This is a genomic window from Phycicoccus sp. M110.8 (genome assembly GCF_032464895.1).
Taxonomy (GTDB): domain Bacteria; phylum Actinomycetota; class Actinomycetes; order Actinomycetales; family Dermatophilaceae; genus Pedococcus.
On sequence record NZ_JAWDIC010000001.1, the window covers coordinates 1,539,964 to 1,556,286 of the forward strand.

14 protein-coding genes are annotated in these 16,323 nt (G+C 73.5%); 4 read left to right on the forward strand and 10 right to left on the reverse strand.

Annotation, left to right across the window (positions count from 1 at the left end):
• Window positions 1-139: 139 nt before the first annotated feature.
• The 3 genes from RKE38_RS07375 to RKE38_RS07385 are packed head-to-tail and all read right to left on the reverse strand — an operon-like array spanning window position 140 to window position 2,304.
• Window positions 140-886, reverse strand: coding sequence for a LemA family protein (locus RKE38_RS07375; protein WP_316006796.1), 747 nt, complete (start codon window positions 884-886; stop codon window positions 140-142).
• Between the two features lie 51 nt (window positions 887-937).
• A complete protein-coding gene (gene pyrE, locus RKE38_RS07380; protein ID WP_316006797.1) occupies window positions 938-1,492 on the reverse strand; it encodes an orotate phosphoribosyltransferase in 555 nt (184 codons plus the stop codon).
• A gap of 44 nt (window positions 1,493-1,536) precedes the next feature.
• Window positions 1,537-2,304 (reverse strand): SDR family oxidoreductase, encoded by a 768-nt coding sequence (locus RKE38_RS07385; RefSeq protein ID WP_316006798.1) that lies wholly within the window; start codon window positions 2,302-2,304, stop codon window positions 1,537-1,539.
• Window positions 2,305-2,350: 46 nt separating this feature from the next.
• Between RKE38_RS07385 and RKE38_RS07390 the strand changes: the two genes are divergently transcribed.
• On the forward strand, window positions 2,351-3,136 hold the full coding sequence (locus tag RKE38_RS07390; protein ID WP_316006799.1) for an exodeoxyribonuclease III: 786 nt from the start codon (window positions 2,351-2,353) through the stop codon (window positions 3,134-3,136).
• A 1-nt stretch (window position 3,137) separates the two neighbouring features.
• Entirely contained in the window at window positions 3,138-4,034 is an 897-nt protein-coding gene (locus RKE38_RS07395) for an alpha/beta hydrolase (protein WP_316006800.1), read from the forward strand.
• On the opposite strand, the gene RKE38_RS07400 is transcribed toward RKE38_RS07395, so the two are convergent.
• Window positions 4,031-5,659 (reverse strand): MFS transporter, encoded by a 1,629-nt coding sequence (locus RKE38_RS07400; protein WP_316006801.1) that lies wholly within the window; start codon window positions 5,657-5,659, stop codon window positions 4,031-4,033. The genes RKE38_RS07395 and RKE38_RS07400 overlap by 4 nt on opposite strands.
• Window positions 5,640-6,350 (reverse strand): LppX_LprAFG lipoprotein, encoded by a 711-nt coding sequence (locus RKE38_RS07405; RefSeq protein ID WP_316006802.1) that lies wholly within the window; start codon window positions 6,348-6,350, stop codon window positions 5,640-5,642. The genes RKE38_RS07400 and RKE38_RS07405 overlap by 20 nt, the downstream gene beginning before the upstream one ends.
• 106 nt (window positions 6,351-6,456) lie before the next feature.
• Between RKE38_RS07405 and RKE38_RS07410 the strand changes: the two genes are divergently transcribed.
• Window positions 6,457-7,293 carry an NlpC/P60 family protein gene (locus RKE38_RS07410; RefSeq protein ID WP_316006803.1) on the forward strand — a complete coding sequence of 279 codons (837 nt, stop codon included), beginning with the start codon at window positions 6,457-6,459 and terminating at the stop codon, window positions 7,291-7,293.
• A gap of 79 nt (window positions 7,294-7,372) precedes the next feature.
• Here the strand turns inward: RKE38_RS07410 and RKE38_RS07415 are convergent, their stop codons facing one another.
• The 3 genes from RKE38_RS07415 to clpB all read right to left on the reverse strand — a co-directional run bounded on the left by RKE38_RS07415 (window position 7,373) and on the right by clpB (window position 12,289).
• Entirely contained in the window at window positions 7,373-9,061 is a 1,689-nt protein-coding gene (locus RKE38_RS07415; protein ID WP_316006804.1) for an alpha-amylase family protein, read from the reverse strand.
• A 33-nt stretch (window positions 9,062-9,094) separates the two neighbouring features.
• Window positions 9,095-9,559, reverse strand: a complete 465-nt coding sequence (locus RKE38_RS07420) for a hypothetical protein (RefSeq protein ID WP_316006805.1) — start codon at window positions 9,557-9,559, stop codon at window positions 9,095-9,097.
• A gap of 141 nt (window positions 9,560-9,700) precedes the next feature.
• Window positions 9,701-12,289: an ATP-dependent chaperone ClpB gene (clpB, locus tag RKE38_RS07425; protein WP_316006806.1), complete on the reverse strand. Its 2,589-nt coding sequence runs from the start codon at window positions 12,287-12,289 to the stop codon at window positions 9,701-9,703.
• A gap of 211 nt (window positions 12,290-12,500) precedes the next feature.
• On the opposite strand from clpB, the gene RKE38_RS07430 reads away from it, so the two are divergent.
• Window positions 12,501-14,039: a glycoside hydrolase family 3 protein gene (locus RKE38_RS07430; protein WP_316006807.1), complete on the forward strand. Its 1,539-nt coding sequence runs from the start codon at window positions 12,501-12,503 to the stop codon at window positions 14,037-14,039.
• A 94-nt stretch (window positions 14,040-14,133) separates the two neighbouring features.
• Here RKE38_RS07430 and RKE38_RS07435 read toward each other — a convergent pair whose 3' ends face one another.
• Window positions 14,134-14,469, reverse strand: a complete 336-nt coding sequence (locus tag RKE38_RS07435) for a ribonuclease E inhibitor RraB (RefSeq protein ID WP_316006808.1) — start codon at window positions 14,467-14,469, stop codon at window positions 14,134-14,136.
• 115 nt (window positions 14,470-14,584) lie between these two features.
• Window positions 14,585-16,300 (reverse strand): formate--tetrahydrofolate ligase, encoded by a 1,716-nt coding sequence (locus RKE38_RS07440; protein WP_316006809.1) that lies wholly within the window; start codon window positions 16,298-16,300, stop codon window positions 14,585-14,587.
• Window positions 16,301-16,323 lie beyond the last annotated feature (23 nt).

The following is a 16,323-nucleotide window of genomic DNA, read 5'->3' on the forward strand; positions in this document are numbered from 1 at the left end:
GGCGACCCGCCGGGTGCATCGGCCCTGGGCTACGTCACTGACCACCATCCGGATCAATGGCGTGGTGAGCCGCCGGGTGCACCGGACCTGGGCTACGTCACTGACCACCATCCGGATCAGTGACGTAGGACGGGGAGGACTAGGGCTGGGCCGGGGGCTCGCCCTGCTGGGGCGGCACGGGCGGGGCCTGCTCGGGCGAGGGTGCCGCCGCCTCGGGGGCGGGGCCGGCCGCGGCCGCAGCACCGGCCGGCGGCACCGCACCCGCACCCGCACCCGCACCCGCACCACCGGCATACCCGCTCGGCGGGGGGATGGTGGCCTCGCGCTGGCCGAAGTCGACCTGCACCGGCTCGCGCTCGGCGGCCGTCTCGGTCTCGAAGTACTCCTCGCGGTGCACGCCGAACATCCCGGCGACGACGTTGGAGGGCACCGTCTCGACCTTGGTGTTGAGCTCGCGCACGTTGGCGTTGTAGTAGCGGCGGGCGCTGGCGATGCGGTCCTCGGTGGAGGTCAGCTCGCCCTGCAGGGCCAGGAAGTTCTGGTTGGCCTTGAGGTCGGGGTAGGCCTCGGCGACGGCGATGAGCCGCCCGAGGGCCGCCGACAGCAGCCCCTCGGACTGCGCCTGCTGGGCCGGGGACTGGCCACCGCTCATGGCGGCAGAGCGCGCCTTCATGACGTCCTCGAGCGTCCCGCGCTCGTGCGCGGCATACCCCTTGACCGTCTCGACGAGGTTGCCGATGAGGTCGTGCCGGCGCTTGAGCTCGACATCGATCTGGCGCCACGCCTCCTGCACGAGGTTCCGCAGCTTGATGAGCCCGTTGTAGATGCCGACCGCCCAGAGGGCGAGCAGCACGACGAGGACCACGATGACGATCGCGACGATCACGGACTTCCCCCTTGCCTGGTGCGGGCAGGACGCCTGCCGGTCGAGGCGATCCTAGGCCAGGCCGAGCTCCTCGAGCCCGTAGACGAAGCGGTACTCGAGCCCCGCGTCGGCGAACTTCTCCGCGGCACCCGTGGCCCGGTCGGCGATCGTGGCGACCGCCACGACCTCGGCGCCCGCCTCGCGCGCGGCGTTCGCGGCCTCGAGCGGCGAGGCGCCGGTGGTGGAGGTGTCCTCGACGACCACGACGCGGCGGCCCTCGATCGACGGGCCCTCGATGCGCTGCTGCAGCCCGTGGGCCTTGCCGGCCTTGCGGACGACGAAGGCGTCCTTGCGGTCCCCGGCGGCGGCGCTCGCGTGCAGGATCGCCGTCGCAACGGGGTCGGCGCCGAGGGTGAGGCCGCCGACCGCGTCGAACTCGAGGTCCTTGACCAGGTCGCGCATCACGATGCCGACGAGCGGCGAGGCCTCGCCGTCGAGGGTGATCCGGCGCAGGTCGACGTAGTAGTCGGCCTCCTTGCCGGACGACAACGTCACCCGGCCGTGGACGATGGCCTTGTCCTTGATGATCTCCAGCAGGCGGGCGCGGGCGGCGGCGATGTCGGTCACGGGCGACCAGCCTACCGAGGCCCGCCCGCGCGCCGCCGTGCCGTTCAGTCCTTGGGGCGGTGGGCCTTGCGTGCCCGGGACCGCACGAGGCCGCGCGGCAGGACGCGCAGGGCACCCACGATCGCCTTGTACTGGGCACCCGGGACCGACACGACGCGGCCCTTGGCGACGTCGTCGAGGCAGTCGCGCACGAGCCGGTCGGCGTCGAGCCACATGAACTCGGGGATGCTCGTCATGGTGACGCCGGCCCGCTCGTGGAACTCGGTGTGGGTGAAGCCCGGCAGCAGGGCCGTCGCCGTGACACCCGTGCCGGCGAGCTCGGTGGCCAGCCCCTCGGTGAAGACCGTGACGAACGACTTCACGGCCGAGTACGGGCCGGAGGCGATCTGCCCTGCCACCGACGACACGTTGACGATGGCGCCGTGGCCGCGCTCGCGCATGGCGTTGGCGGCGGCGTGCGACAGGACGAGCACGGCGCGGCCGAGGACGTCGAAGAGGGCCTCCTCGTCCTCGATGTCGTTGTCGAGGAACCGCCGCTTGAGCGAGTAGCCCGCGTTGTTGACGAGCAGGTCGACCGGCCGCGCCCGGTCCGCGAGCCGCTCGGCGACCTTGCCGGTCTCGGCCCGGTCGGACAGGTCGGCCACGAGGATCTCGGTCGAGACGCGGTACTTCGCCCGCAGGTCGTCGGACACGTTCTCCAGCCGTGCCCTGTTCCGCGCGACGAGGACGACGTCGTGGCCGCGCTCGGCCAGCTGGTGGGCGAAGGACAGGCCGATCCCGGCCGTTGCGCCAGTGACCAGGGCAGTGCTCATGCGGTCACTGTACGGCGGTTACCGAGGGTCACCTAGGGTGGCTTCCGTGCGTATCGCCACCTGGAACGTCAACTCGATCCGCTCCCGCATCGACCGCGTGGAGGCGTGGCTGCAGCGCCCCGACGTGGACGTCCTGGCGATCCAGGAGACCAAGGCGACCGACGCCCAGTTCCCCTTCGACCGCCTCCGGGCGCTGGGGTACGACGTGGCCCACCACGGCCTCAACCACTGGAACGGCGTCGCGATCGTCTCCCGCGTCGGGATCGACGACGTCGAGGCGTCCTTCCCCGGCGCGCCCGGCTGGGGCGAGCCGTCGGTGGTCGAGGCGCGCGCGCTGACGGCCGTGTGCGGCGGCGTGCGGGTGGCCTCCGTCTACGTCCCCAACGGCCGGGGCATCGGCGACCCGCACATGGCGTACAAGCTCGACTGGCTGGCCCACCTGCAGCAGCACGCCCGCGGCTGGGTCGAGCGGGGCGAGGCCGCCGCGCTGATGGGCGACTGGAACATCGCGCCGCAGGACGAGGACGTCTGGTCGATGGAGTACTACCTCGACAAGAGCCACGTGTCGCCGCCGGAGCGCTCGGCGTTCCAGTCGTTCCTCGACGCCGGCTTCGTCGACGTGGTGCGGCCGCACACCCCCGGGCCCGGCACCTACACGTACTGGGACTACACCCAGCTCAGCTTCCAGAAGCGCCGCGGCATGCGGATCGACTTCGTCCTCGGCACGCCGGCCTTCGCCGCGCGGGTGGCGGGTGCCGCGATCGACCGCGAGGAGCGCAAGGGCAAGGGCGCCTCCGACCACGCCCCCGTCGTCGTCGAGCTGGAGGACTGAGGTGGCGCGGGCGCGGGAGGCGGGCCGCCGCACCGGCGGCAGCCGTACCTTCACGGTCGCGGCACCCGACGGCGCGCTGCTGCGGGTCGAGGAGCACCTGCCGGCCTCCCCTGCCGACGGCCCCGCCCCGACCGTCGTCCTCGCCCACGGCTGGACCCTCACCCGCCGGTCCTGGCACCCCGTCGTCGAGGCACTGCTCGACCGCGGGCTGCGCGTCGTCGCCTACGACCAGCGCGGGCACGGCGGCTCCTCGCCGCTGCGCGGGGACGCCAGCGTCCGTGCGCTGGGGGACGACCTCGCGGCCGTCCTCGACGTCGTCGCCCCGCGGGACGAGGTCGTGCTCGGCGGCCACTCGATGGGTGGCATGACCGTGATGGCGTATGCCGGCCTGCACCCCGAGGCCTTCGAGGAGCGCGTGGTGGGGGTGGTCCTGGTGTCGACCTCCGCGGGCGACCTCCGTACGGCCCTGCCCTGGGTGCAGGGCGCCGCGATGCGCCTGGCGGCGCGGATGCCGGCCGTGCCGACCGGCCGGCTCGTCACCCACAAGGGACAGCGCCGCCTGCTCTTCGGCGACGAGGCCGACCCCGAGCTCGTGCGCCTCACCCGCGAGCAGGTGGCCGCGACGACGTTGCCCACGCTCGGGCGCTTCCACGCGGCCCTGGGGCTCCATGACGAGTCCGAGGCGGTCGATCGGCTCGCCGCGGTGCCGTCCGTGGTGCTCGTCGGGTCCCGCGACCGGCTCACCCCGCCGCGGCACGCGCGCCGTCTCGGCGAGCTCGTCCCGAGTGCCCGCGTCGTGGAGCTGGACGGGCGCGGCCACATGCTCATGTACGAGGCCACGGACGAGGTCGTCGCCGCCTTCGACTCGGTCCTGGCGGCGCGGTCCGACCACCGTTAGGCCTGGCGGCGCAGCCCCAGCCGCAGGGACACCAGCGCACCCAGCAACGCCGCGAGCGCGGCACCGAGGAACACCGTCTGCACCTGCACGACACCCGCGCCGACCAGGGCCCGGGTGTCCGTGGGATCGGGCAGGGAGGCCACGGCCGCGTAGTACCGGTGCAGGCCGATCGCGGTCAGCAGGGCGAGCCCGGTGACCATGCCCACCATCCGCGCGACGACGACGAGCGAGGCCGCCACGCCGTGCGCCTCGGCCGGTGAGTCGGCGAGCGCGGCGTTGTTCACCGGCGCGAGAGCGAGCCCGACACCGAGGCCGACGAGGACCAGCACGACCGTGGAGGGCCACGACCCGAGGGCGCCGTCGCCCCAGCGGCTCATGACCAACAGGCCTCCCGCGGCCAGCAGCAACCCCCCACCGCTGACCACCGCCTCGCCGAGCCGGCGCAGCGCCCACCCGCCGACGACCGCACCGACCGGGACCGCGACGAGGAAGCGCACGAGCACGAGCGCCGCCGTCGTCTGCGAGCCGGTGAGGGTGAGCCGGGCCAGCACCGGGACGTCGACGACCACCGCGACCAGCGCGACGCCGGTCAGGAGGCTGACGACGAGCGCGCTGCCGGTGCGCCCGCGGACGACTCCCCGAGGCACGAGCGGCTCCGCAGCCCGCCGGTGCCGCCAGAGGTACAGGCCGAGGGCGACCACGCCGACGGGAAGCAGCACGAGGCCGAGGGGGCCCACGACCTCGCGCTCGGGGTCGCTCGCGGCGAAGGTGAGGACGAGGGTGCCGAGCGCGGTCCCGAGCAGCAGCGCGCCGGGCAGGTCGGCGCGGCGCAGCACCGGCCAGGCGGAACGCACGACGAGGACGAGCCACACGGCGGCCAGCCCCAGACCGACGACACCGATCGGGGTCGCCAGCCGCGCGGCATACCCGTCGAAGGGGACGAACGGCACTCCCAGGGTGACGTCCGTGGCGAGCCGCGCCGGTGCCACCAGCGCCAACCCGGTGACGACGATGGCGAGCAGGCCCACCACGGTCGGCACGGCGCGCGGCGCCGCCGGGCGGGCACCCCCGGTGCCCACGACGAGGACCGCCAGCACCAGCCCGGCGACGGCGTTGAGCCAGAAGATCGCCCGCCAGTCGGCCACGGCCAGGACCAGGGCGCCCAGGACCGGCCCGAGGACGCTGCCGAGCTCCTGCACCGCGCCGACGACGCCGAGCGGGGTGCCACGGCGCCCGCGCGGCCACAGGTCGGCCACGATCGCCAGCGTCGCAGGCACCAGGCCACCGCCACCGACGCCCTGGAGCAGGCGACCGGCGACGAGCACAGGCAGCTCGACCGCCACAGCGGTGACGGCCGACCCGACGACGAAGACGAGCAGGCAGGTCAGCAGGATGCGTTGGCGGGCAACGAGATCCGCGAGCCTGCCGATGAGGGGTAGTACCGCGACGTAGCCCAGCAGGAAGCCCGAGACGATCGGGGTCGCCTCCTGCAGGGCGTCGATGCCGAGGCCGACGCCGGTCATCATGTCGGGCAGCGCGAGCACGACGACGTAGGTGTCGGCCGCCGCGAGGGCCACCGCGACGGACGCGGTGGCGAGCAGCGCCCTAGGGGCGGGGGATCGCAACGGCCTGGGGCAGCTTCGTGAGGCGCGCGGTGTAGGTCGAGGTCGAGCCGGCGTAGAACGGGCCCTTGAGCACCACGGACCGCAGCTCGTCACCGTCCTCGGCGACGCCATAGGTCACGTCGAACGTCCCCGACCGGTCGCCGATGACGAAGAGGTCGGCGACCGCGGTCCCGGGGACCTTCCCGGTGTAGGTGTCGACGATGGTGGCGCCGTCCCGGGTGCGCGGCCCGGCGGCGAGGCCGGTGGTCCTCGACACCAGGCTCGTCACGCCGGTCTGGGTGTTGAACAGCTGCGCCGGGTTCGGCGCCCCATACGTCTTGGGGTCGATCTTGCTGAAGCCGGGGGTGAAGAACTTGAGGTAGACGTCCTGCTCGACCGCGACCACCTCGACGGTGCCGGTGACGCCGCGGATCGTGGCGTTGAGGGTGCCCTTGAACGACGGCGGCCGGAACAGGCCCGTGCCCTGCGCCGCCGAGACGCCGACGGCTTTGCCGGGCAGTCCCTCCGACGTGAGCGTGAACGACACCGCCGGGCTCTTCTCGAGCGCCGCGCGCGCCTCCGCGAGCCGCTGGGCGGGCGGCAGCTGCGCCTTCGCGGCGGCCTTGCCCCCGCCGCTGCAGGCGGTGAGCAGGCCGGAGGCGAGGCCGACCGCGAGGGCGACGGCGACGGCATACCGACCGGGGGGACGCATGCGCACACGCTATCCGCCGGGGACCGCTCCCCATGGTCGCCACACGCGCCCCGCCCTAGCGTTCCCGGCGACCCGGCTGGAGCCGGCACACCACAGGGGGGACCCCATGAACCTGCTCTCGACCACCCGGCGCCGGCTGGCCACGGCCGCCGCGACCGCCGCCCTCGTCGGCGTCTCCGTCGCCGGCGCCCTCGCCGCGCAGGCGGCCGGCGCCACCGGCGTCGTCAACACCAAGGGCACCCCGGGCCCGGCGCTCACGGTCCGGCAGCAGCCGACCGCCGCGTCGGCCGCCATCGGGTCCCCGGCCGACGGCGCCCGCGTGACCATCACCTGCCAGACGTACGGGCAGAGCGTGACCGGGACGTACGGCACCAGCACGGTCTGGGACCGGCTCAAGTCCGGCGGCTACGTCAGCGACGCCTACGTCCGCACCGGGTCCGACGGCCTCGTCGCCCCGCTGTGCGCCGGCACCACGACACCCGAGCAGGGCACGCCGAGCGCCAAGGTCAAGGCGGTCATCGCCGCTGCGAAGTCCATGACCGGGAAGTACCCCTACTCCTGGGGCGGCGGCAACGCGTACGGCCCGACGAAGGGGATCTGCTGCAGCCCCAGCGGGATCGACGACCGCAACACCGTCGGCTTCGACTGCTCCGGCCTGATGGAGTACGCGTTCTACCAGGGCGCGAAGGTTCGGGTGTCGAGCACGTCGCGCAGCCAGTACGCCGACGGTCCGCGCGTCCCGATCAGCCGGCTGCGGGCGGGCGACATGGTGTTCTGGTCGGACTCGACGAGGTCCGCCTCGCGCATCCACCACGTGGCGCTCTACATCGGCGACGGGACGATCGTCGAGGCCGACCGGGTGAGCGGCCCGGACATCCGCGTCCGCGCCTTCTCCACCTCCGAGACCGGGGTCATGCCGTATGCCGTGCGCCCGGTGAGCTGACCACGTCCGGTCCGCCAGCCGGCGGTGCGCCCGGCGGCGCGGCACCCGCTGCGCCGCAGGGCGGACTCGTCGTCGTCCGTCAGCGCCGGGGCAGGTCGTCGCGGCGCACGCGGTACCAGCGGTGGTCGTAGCCCTCGAGCGCGACCTCGACGGTGCCGTCGCGCCGCGGCTCCTGCATCCCGCGGGCCACGAGGTCCTCCAGCCAGATGGGCAGGTCGCCCTCGAGGTCGCGCGGGTCGAGCGGGAAGGTCACCGTCACCGGCTCGGCCGCGAAGTTGTGCACCGCCACCACGGTCGACCCCTCCCAGGAGCACCGGTGCACCAGCACCTGGGGCAGGGGCTGCTCGAGCACCGTGAAGTCGCCCCAGCCGAGCTCGGGGCACTCTCGGTAGGTCTGGATCAGGCCGCGCACGTAGTTCCACAGCGAGTCGGGGTCGCGCTTCTGGTCCGCCACGTTGACGTGCTCGGGGCCGTAGCCGCCGGGGACGACCGGCTGCACGAGCTTGCGGGGCGGGGCGGACGAGAACCCGCCGTTGGCGGTCCGCTCCCACTGCATCGGCGTCCGGACCGCCATCCGGCCCTCGGAGGCGAGGTCCTCGCCCATGCCGATCTCCTCGCCGTAGTACAGCGTCGGTGTGCCGGGCAGGGAGAACAGCAGGCTGTAGACCATCCGGATGCGCCGGGGGTCGCCGTCGAGCATCGGCGGCAGCCGGCGCTTGAGCCCGCGACCGTAGAGCTGCATCTGCGGCTCGGGCCCGAAGGCGGCGAAGACCTCCTGCCGCTCCTCGTCGCTCAGCTTGTCGAGGGTGAGCTCGTCATGGTTGCGCACGAACGTCGCCCACTGGCAGTCCGGGTCGACCGCGGGCCGCGCCCGCAGGGCCTTCGCCAGCGGATGCGAGTCCTGCCGTGCCAGCGAGAGGTACATCGCCTGCATCGCGATGAAGTCGAACATCATGTGCAGCTCGTTACCGTCCGCGCCGCCGAAGTACTGCTTCTGGTCCTTGTGCGGCAGGTTCACCTCTCCGAGCAGGATCGCGTCCCCACGACGCCGGTTGAGGAACGCGCGCAGCTCCTTGAGGTACTCGTGCGGGTCCCCCGGCACGTCCGGCGCCTCGGTGTCGATGTCGTCGACCAGGTAGGGCACGGCATCGACCCGGAAGCCGGCCATGCCCACCTGGAGCCAGAACCCGATCGACTTGGCGATCTGGTCCCGCACCTGCGGGTTGGCGAAGTTGAGGTCGGGCTGGCACGTGTAGAAGTGGTGCAGGTACCACTCGCCGGTGCGCTCGTCGAGCGCCCAGATGCTGTCCTCCTTGTCGGGGAAGACCACCTTGTCCGAGGTGTCCGGCGGCGGGTCGGACCGCCAGACGTAGAAGTCGCGGTACGGGTTGTCCTTGCTGCGCCGGGCGGCCTTGAACCACGGGTGCTGGTCGGAGGTGTGGTTGACGACGAGGTCGGCGATGACCCGGATGCCACGGTCGTTCGCGGTGCGGATCAGCTCGACGAGGTCGCCGTGCGTCCCGAGCCGGGAGTCCACGCCGAAGAGGTCCGTCACGTCGTAGCCGTCGTCGCGGTCGGGCGAGGGGTAGAACGGCATCAGCCACAGGCAGGTGACGCCGAGCTCGGCGAGGTAGTCGATGCGCTGGGTCAGCCCGACCAGGTCACCGATGCCGTCGCCGTTGCCGTCGAAGTACGTCTCGACGTCGACGCAGTAGATGACGGCGTTCTTCCACCACAGGTCGCTGGTCTGGGACAGGCGTGTCGTCACGGTGCTCCTCCGGTCAGGTCCGGTCAGGTCCGGTCAGGACAGGCTGTCGGCCTGGAGATCCTGCGGGTCCAGGACCTCGGGCGACGGCTCGTGGCCCGGTTGGCCGTGGGTGCGCTCGCGCGTCTTCATCTCGGCCTCGTAGACGTGCCGCCGCCCGTCCATGAGCTCATCGCGCACCAGCTTCTCGATGCGCTGGAACTGCGCGTAGTAGCCCTCGTCGAAGGTCTCCACGATCTGGAAGGTCCACATGCCCGGCAGCACGTTGCGGCCCACCATCTCGCGGTCGACCGTGTCGGCGAGCTCGTCGTGGCCCGCCTTGCGCAGCAGCTCGACGGCCTCGCCCAGGGCCAGGTCGGCGGTGCCGACGAGCCGGTGCAGGCCGTAGAGCCGCCCGCGCACCTCCTCGATGGCCTCGAAGGCCTCGCTCACCTTGCCCACGGCCTCGACCGTGGCGTCGCTGGCGCCCTCCGGGCGCTGGTGCAGTGGCTCGTCCGTCATGCGCCCCAGTCTGCTGCGGGCGCCACGGACTCGCACGGCCCGCGCCGCCTCCCGCACCCCGCCGGGACGCGACGAGGGGGTAGGCCGTGGGCCCACGGCATACCCCCTCGTCCCCCTGTGCGACGGGTGGCGGGTGGCGGGTCAGGCCACGGCGTGGTCGGCCCCGCGCACGGTGAGCCCGTCGAGGCTGTCGTCGCGGTCGACGACGACGGTGTCGCCGTCGCGCACCTCACCGGACAGGACCGCCCGCGCGAGCCGGTCGCCGATCTCGCGCTGCACGAGGCGGCGCAGCGGCCGGGCGCCGTAGGCCGGGTCGTAGCCGGTGATGGCGAGCCACTCGCGGGCCGCGTCGGTCACCACGAGGGTGATGCGCCGGTCCACCAGGCGCGAGGCGAGCTCGCGGACCTGCAGCTCGACGATGTGGCCGAGCTCCTCGGTGCTCAGCGGGTCGAACACGACGACCTCGTCGAGCCGGTTGAGGAACTCGGGCTTGAAGGACGCACGCACCGCCGTCATGACCGCCTCCTTCTTGTCCTCGGGCGCCATCACCGGGTCGATGAGGAACTGGCTCCCGAGGTTGGAGGTCATGACGAGGATGACGTTGCGGAAGTCGACCGTGCGGCCCTGCCCGTCGGTGAGGCGGCCGTCGTCGAGCACCTGCAACAGGATGTCGAACGTCTCGGGGTGGGCCTTCTCGACCTCGTCGAGCAGGACGACCGAGTAGGGCCGGCGGCGGACCGCCTCGGTCAGCTGGCCGCCCTCCTCGTAGCCGACGTAGCCGGGCGGGGCACCGATGAGGCGCGCCACGGCGTGCCGCTCGGAGTACTCGCTCATGTCGATGCGGACCATCGCCCGCTCGTCGTCGAAGAGGAAGTCCGCGAGGCTCTTAGCGAGCTCGGTCTTGCCCACGCCCGTCGGGCCGAGGAAGAGGAACGACCCGGTCGGGCGGTTGGGGTCCGCGAGGCCCGCGCGGGAGCGCCGGACGGCGTCGGACACTGCCCGGACCGCCGTCTCCTGGCCGATGAGCCGGGCGCCGATGATCGACTCCATGCTGAGCAGCTTCTCGGTCTCGCCCTGCAGCAGGCGGCCGGCCGGGATGCCGGTCCACGCCGAGATGACCTCGGCGATGTCGTCGGCGCCGACCCGCTCCTTGACCATGGCGTCGGCCGGCGTGGCGGCGTCCTCCGCGGCCTGGGCGGCGGCCAGCTCCTTCTCCAGCGCCGGCAGCTCGCCGTAGCGGATGCGCGAGGCGCTGCCGAGGTCGCCGTCGCGCTCGAAGCGGTCGGCCTGGGTGCGCAGCTCGTCGACCTTGGCCCGCAGCTCACCGACCTTGTTCAGGCCGGACTTCTCGGCCTCCCAGCGGGCGTTGAGGGCGGCGAGCTGCTCGGCCTTGTCGGCCAGCGTCGCCCGCAGCGCCTCGAGGCGCTCGCGCGAGGCCTCGTCGGTCTCGGTCTGCAGGTGCAGCTCCTCCATCCGGAGCCGGTCGACCTGCCGGCGCAGCTCGTCGATCTCCACCGGGCTGGAGTCGATCTCCATCCGCAGGCGGGAGGCCGCCTCGTCGACGAGGTCGATCGCCTTGTCGGGCAGCTGGCGGCCGGAGATGTAGCGGTCGGAGAGCGAGGCGGCCGCGACGAGCGCGGAGTCCTCGATGGTCACCTTGTGGTGCGCCTCGTACCGCTCCTTGAGGCCGCGCAGGATCGCGATGGTGTCCTCGACGCTGGGCTCGCCGACGAAGACCTGCTGGAAGCGGCGCTCGAGGGCGGGGTCCTTCTCGATGTGCTCGCGGTACTCGTCGAGGGTGGTGGCGCCGACGAGGCGCAGCTCCCCGCGGGCGAGCAGCGGCTTCAGCATGTTGCCCGCGTCCATCGCGCCCTCGCCGGTGGCGCCGGCCCCGACGACGGTGTGCAGCTCGTCGATGAAGGTGACGACCTGCCCGTTGCTCGTGCGGATCTCCTCCAGGACCGCCTTGAGCCGCTCCTCGAACTCGCCGCGGTACTTCGCGCCGGCCACCATGGCGCCGAGGTCGAGGCTGACGAGCCGCTTGCCGCGCAGGCTCTCGGGCACGTCGCCGTCGACGATGCGCTGGGCCAGGCCCTCGACGACAGCGGTCTTGCCGACGCCGGGGTCGCCGATGAGGACGGGGTTGTTCTTGGTGCGGCGGCTCAGCACCTGCACGACGCGCCGGATCTCCGAGTCGCGGCCGATGACCGGGTCGAGCTTGCCGTCGCGCGCCATCTGGGTGAGGTCCGTGCCGTACTTCTCCAGGGCCTCGCCCTCCTCGACGGGCGTCTCGCTGGTGACCTTGCGGCCCCCGCGCAGCGCGTCGATCTTGGCCTCCATGTCCTTGGCACCGCGCTTCTCCACGGCCGCCAGGTGGCCGGTCTCGGCGAGCGCGAGCAGGAGCAGGTCGAGGGCGAGGTAGGTGTCGCCCTTGGCGCGCATGAGCGTGTCCGCCTGCTGGAGCACGGCAGCCGCCTCCCGTCCGAGGCCGGGGGTCGCGCTGGCGCCCGAGGTCGTGGGCAGCGTGCGCAGGCGGGCGTCGGCCTGCCCCAGGACGTGGCCCGCGCCGGTGCCGGCCGCCTGGAGCAGCGCGTCGGCCAGGGGGGTGTCGAGCTGCACGGCTGCGCTCGTGAGGTGGTCCGGGGTGATCTCCGGGTGGCCGGCGGTCTGGGCGGCGCGCTGCGCGAGGGCGAGCGCCTCGGCGACCTTGGCGGTGGGCTTCAGCTCCATGCCTGGTGGGTTCTCCTGTGCTCGGTGGTGCGTCGGTGCTTCGGTGTCTTGGTACCGCGTGGGGTCGGACGCGCCCGGTGGTGCGCGTCCACGAGGGACAACCTCGGCAAACTTGAGCGTATTCCGCTCAACCTTGACCGGCAACTGCTCGATCCCGGGGCTGTCGCCGCGGTGACGGCCGTGACCTTGACCGGCCTCCTAGAGTGCGGCCATGTCGCTCGCGTCGCGCTCCCCCTACCTGGCCCGCCTCGCCCTCGCCGTCGTCCAGCCCGGTTTCGTCGGCGAGACCGCTCCGTCGTGGCTGCTGGCGCGGCTCGAGCAGGGCCTCGGGGGCGTCGCGCTGTTCGGGCGCAACATCGTCGACCCGGGGCAGGTGGCCCGGCTCACCGCGCAGGTCCACGAGGCGAACCCCGCCGCGCTCGTCGCCGTCGACGAGGAGGGTGGCGACGTCACCCGGCTCGAGCACCGGACCGGGTCGTCCTGGCCCGGCAACCTGGCCCTCGGCGCGGTGGACGACGTCGACCTCACCGAGCGGGTCGGCGCCGAGATCGGGCGGTCGCTCGCCGCCTGCGGCATCGACCTCGACTACGCCCCGGACGCCGACGTCAACGTCGAGGCCGCCAACCCGGTCATCGGGGTGCGCAGCTTCGGGTCCGACCCCGCCCTCGTGGCCCGTCACACGGCGGCCTGGGTGCGCGGCCTGCAGTCGGCCGGCGTCCTCGCCTGCGCCAAGCACTTCCCCGGCCACGGCGGCACGCGCGTGGACAGCCACCTCGACGTCCCTGTCGTCGACGTGCAGGACCCCGAGCACGACCCGGCGCTCGAGCCGTTCCGCGCCGCGGTCGACGCCGGGGTCGCCGCGATCATGAGCGCGCACATCCGCCTGCCCGTGCTGGACGACCGCCCGGCCACGCTCGTGCCCGCCGTGATGACCGGCCTGCTGCGCGACACGCTGGGGTTCTCGGGGCTCGCGGTCTCGGACGGGCTGGAGATGGGCGCCGTCGCCCGCACGGTCGGCCTCGCCGAGGGTGCCGTGCTGGCGCTGGCCGCCGGGGTCGACGCCCTGTGCATCGGCGGCGACACCGCCGGAGTCGAGACGCTCGACCTGGTCGTGGACGCGGTCGTCGAGGCCGTGCACGCGGGCCGGCTCGGCGAGGAGCGCCTCGCGCAGGCCGCGGCCCGGGTCGCCGAGGCCGCAGCGCGGCGCGACGCGGTGCGCGACCGCGCACTCCACCCCTCGGGCGATGGGACGCAGGCGGGCCGGGAGGCGGCGACCCGGTCGCTGCGCGTGCGCGGCGACGCCACCCCCGGGCCGGAGCAGCCGCTGCTGCTGGTGCTCGAGGCCGGGACGAACATCGCCGTCGGGTCCGAGACGCCGGTCGGAGTGGTCACGGCCGCGCGCCGGCACTGGCCGGAGGTCGAGGTGCGTCGGCTGGGGGCCTCCGACGACGTCGCCTCCGCGGCCGCCGCAATGGCGGGGCCGACTGGCGGCGCCGCGACGGCGGCTCCGACCGGGGGTGCACCCACGGAGGGACGGCCGCTCTGGGTCGTCGTTCGCGACCCGCACCGGCACGCCTGGATGGACGAGGCGGTCCGTGCCGTCGTGGCGACCCGTCCGGACGCCGTGGTCGTCGACACGGGGTGGCCCGGGTGGGAGCCGCCGGCGGGCACGACCCACGTCGTGACCCACGGCGCCTCGTGGGCCGCGGGCGAGGCAGTGGTGTCCCGGCTGGCCGGCGGTCCGGCCTGACGACTCCGCCTCTGGAGACTCCGCCTCTGGAGACTCCGCCTCTGGAGACTGCGCCTGACGAGTCCGCCTGACGACTGGGTGTGACCAGTTGGCCCTAGGCGGGGGTCGACTCGGCCGCGCCCGGCGCCTCGGCCCGGTGGGCGACCACGCCGGGCGGGGTGGACCAGCCGTCGGGCTCGGGGTCGTACCAGCCGTCGTGCTCCTCCACGAGCGCCTTGAACCGGTCGCGCAGGCCGCCCTCGACCGGCCCCGACTCGTCGGCCACCATCTCCTCGACGACGTGGACGCCCCACTCGTGCGACTCGGAGTCGTCCTCGCCGGCGAGCGCCTCCCGGACGACGCGCACCTCGGTGAACCCCTCGTCGCGCAGCTCATCCGCCACCTGCTCGGCGACGTCGCGGTCGGGGAAGACCAGCAGGTGCTCGCTCATGGGTCGAGTATGCCGCCAGCCGCCCGAGTCGGCCGGTCACCGATGTCGTCCCGGCCGGGTCGACACCCAGCCGCACCGGCGACCGCACGCACGTCACCGACGTCCCGGGTGGGCCTCAGAAGAGTCCGACGACCTCGCCGTCCTCGTCGAGGTCGATCGAGGCAGCCGCGGGGTGCCGCGGCAGGCCGGGCATCGTGCGCATCTCGCCGCTGATGGCGTAGACGTAGCCGGCACCGGCCGCTGCGCGGACCTCGCGCACGGGCAACCGCCACCCCCTCGGCACCCCGATCAGGGTGGGGTCGGACGAGATGGACAGGTGGGTCTTCGCGATGACGACGGGGAACCCGCCGTACCCGAGGACCTCGAACCGCTCGAGGTCCTTGGCGGCCGTCGGAGAGAAGTCGACCCCGTCGGCGCCGTAGACCTTCGTCGCGACCGCCTCGATCTTGTCCCGGAGGGTGTCGTCGAGCTCGTAGGTGAACCGGAGCTCGTGCGGCTCGGCGCAGGCCGCGACCACGGCCTCGGCCAGGTCGAGCGCCCCCTTGCCGCCGTCGGCCACGTGCGTGGAGACCGCGACGCGCGCGCCCTCGGCCTCGGCGACCTCCCTGATCACCGCGTGCTCGGACTCGAAGTCGGTCGGAAACGCGTTGACCGCCACCACCGGCGACAGCCCGAACGACCGCACGATTTCGAGGTGGCGGCGCAGGTTGTCCGCGCCGGCACGCACCGCGCGCGGGCTCTCGTGCAGCATCTCCGGCGGCAGCGGCCTCCCGGCCACGACGGAGTAGTTGCCGGAGTGCGCCTTGAGCGAGCGCACCGTCGCCACGAGGACCGCGGCGTCGGGCCGCAGCCCCGAGACCCGGCACTTGAGGTTGACGAACCGCTCGGCCCCCATGTCGGAGCCGAAGCCCGCCTCGGTCAGCAGGTAGTCGCCCGTGTGGATGCCGAGGTGGTCGGCGACCACCGACGAGTTGCCGGTGGCGATGTTGCCGAACGGCCCCGTGTGCACCAGCACCGGCGTGTTCTCGGTGGTCTGCAGCAGGTTCGGCTTCAGTGCGTCCTTGAGGATGACGGCCATCGCGCCGGCGGCGTGGACGTCGTCCGCGGTGACCGGCCGCCCGGCATCCGTGAAGCCCACGACGATGCGGCCCAGCCGCTCGCGCAGGTCGCGCAGCGACGTCGACAGCCCGAGGACCACCATGACCTCGCTCGCGGCAGTGATGTCGAAGCCGCTCTGCCGCGGCACCCCGTCGATGCGCGCGCCGAGCCCCTCGACGATGTTGCGCAGGGCGCGGTCGTTGACGTCGAGCACCCGCCGCCAGGCGATGCTGCGCGGGTCGAGGCCGAGCTCGTTGCCGTGGTGCAGCGAGCTGTCGACCATCGCGGCGAGCAGGTTGTGCGCCGCGGTCACGGCGTGGAAGTCGCCGGTGAGGTGCAGGTTGAGCTGCTCCATCGGCAGCACCTGGCTGTGGCCCGCGCCGGCGGCGCCGCCCTTGATGCCGAACGTCGGGCCCATCGACGGCTGCCGCAGCGCCAGGGTCGCCCGGTGCCCGAGCAGCGAGAGTCCCTGCGCCAGCCCGACGGCCGTCGTGGTCTTGCCCTCGCCGAGCGGTGTGGGGGTGATGGCGGTGACGACGACGTACTTCGCGGGCGGCCGGTCGGCCAGGTCGCGGACGGCCGCCAGGTCGACCTTGGCGACGTGGCGGCCGTACGGCTCCAGGTGTTCCTGCGGTATGCCGGCGGCGCGCGCCACCTCCGCGATCGGCTCGAGGTGGGCGGCTCGCGCGATGGCGAGGTCGCTGCTGGCTGGGGACGGCGAGGACGTGGACACACCCGCACTGTCCGCCGGGCACG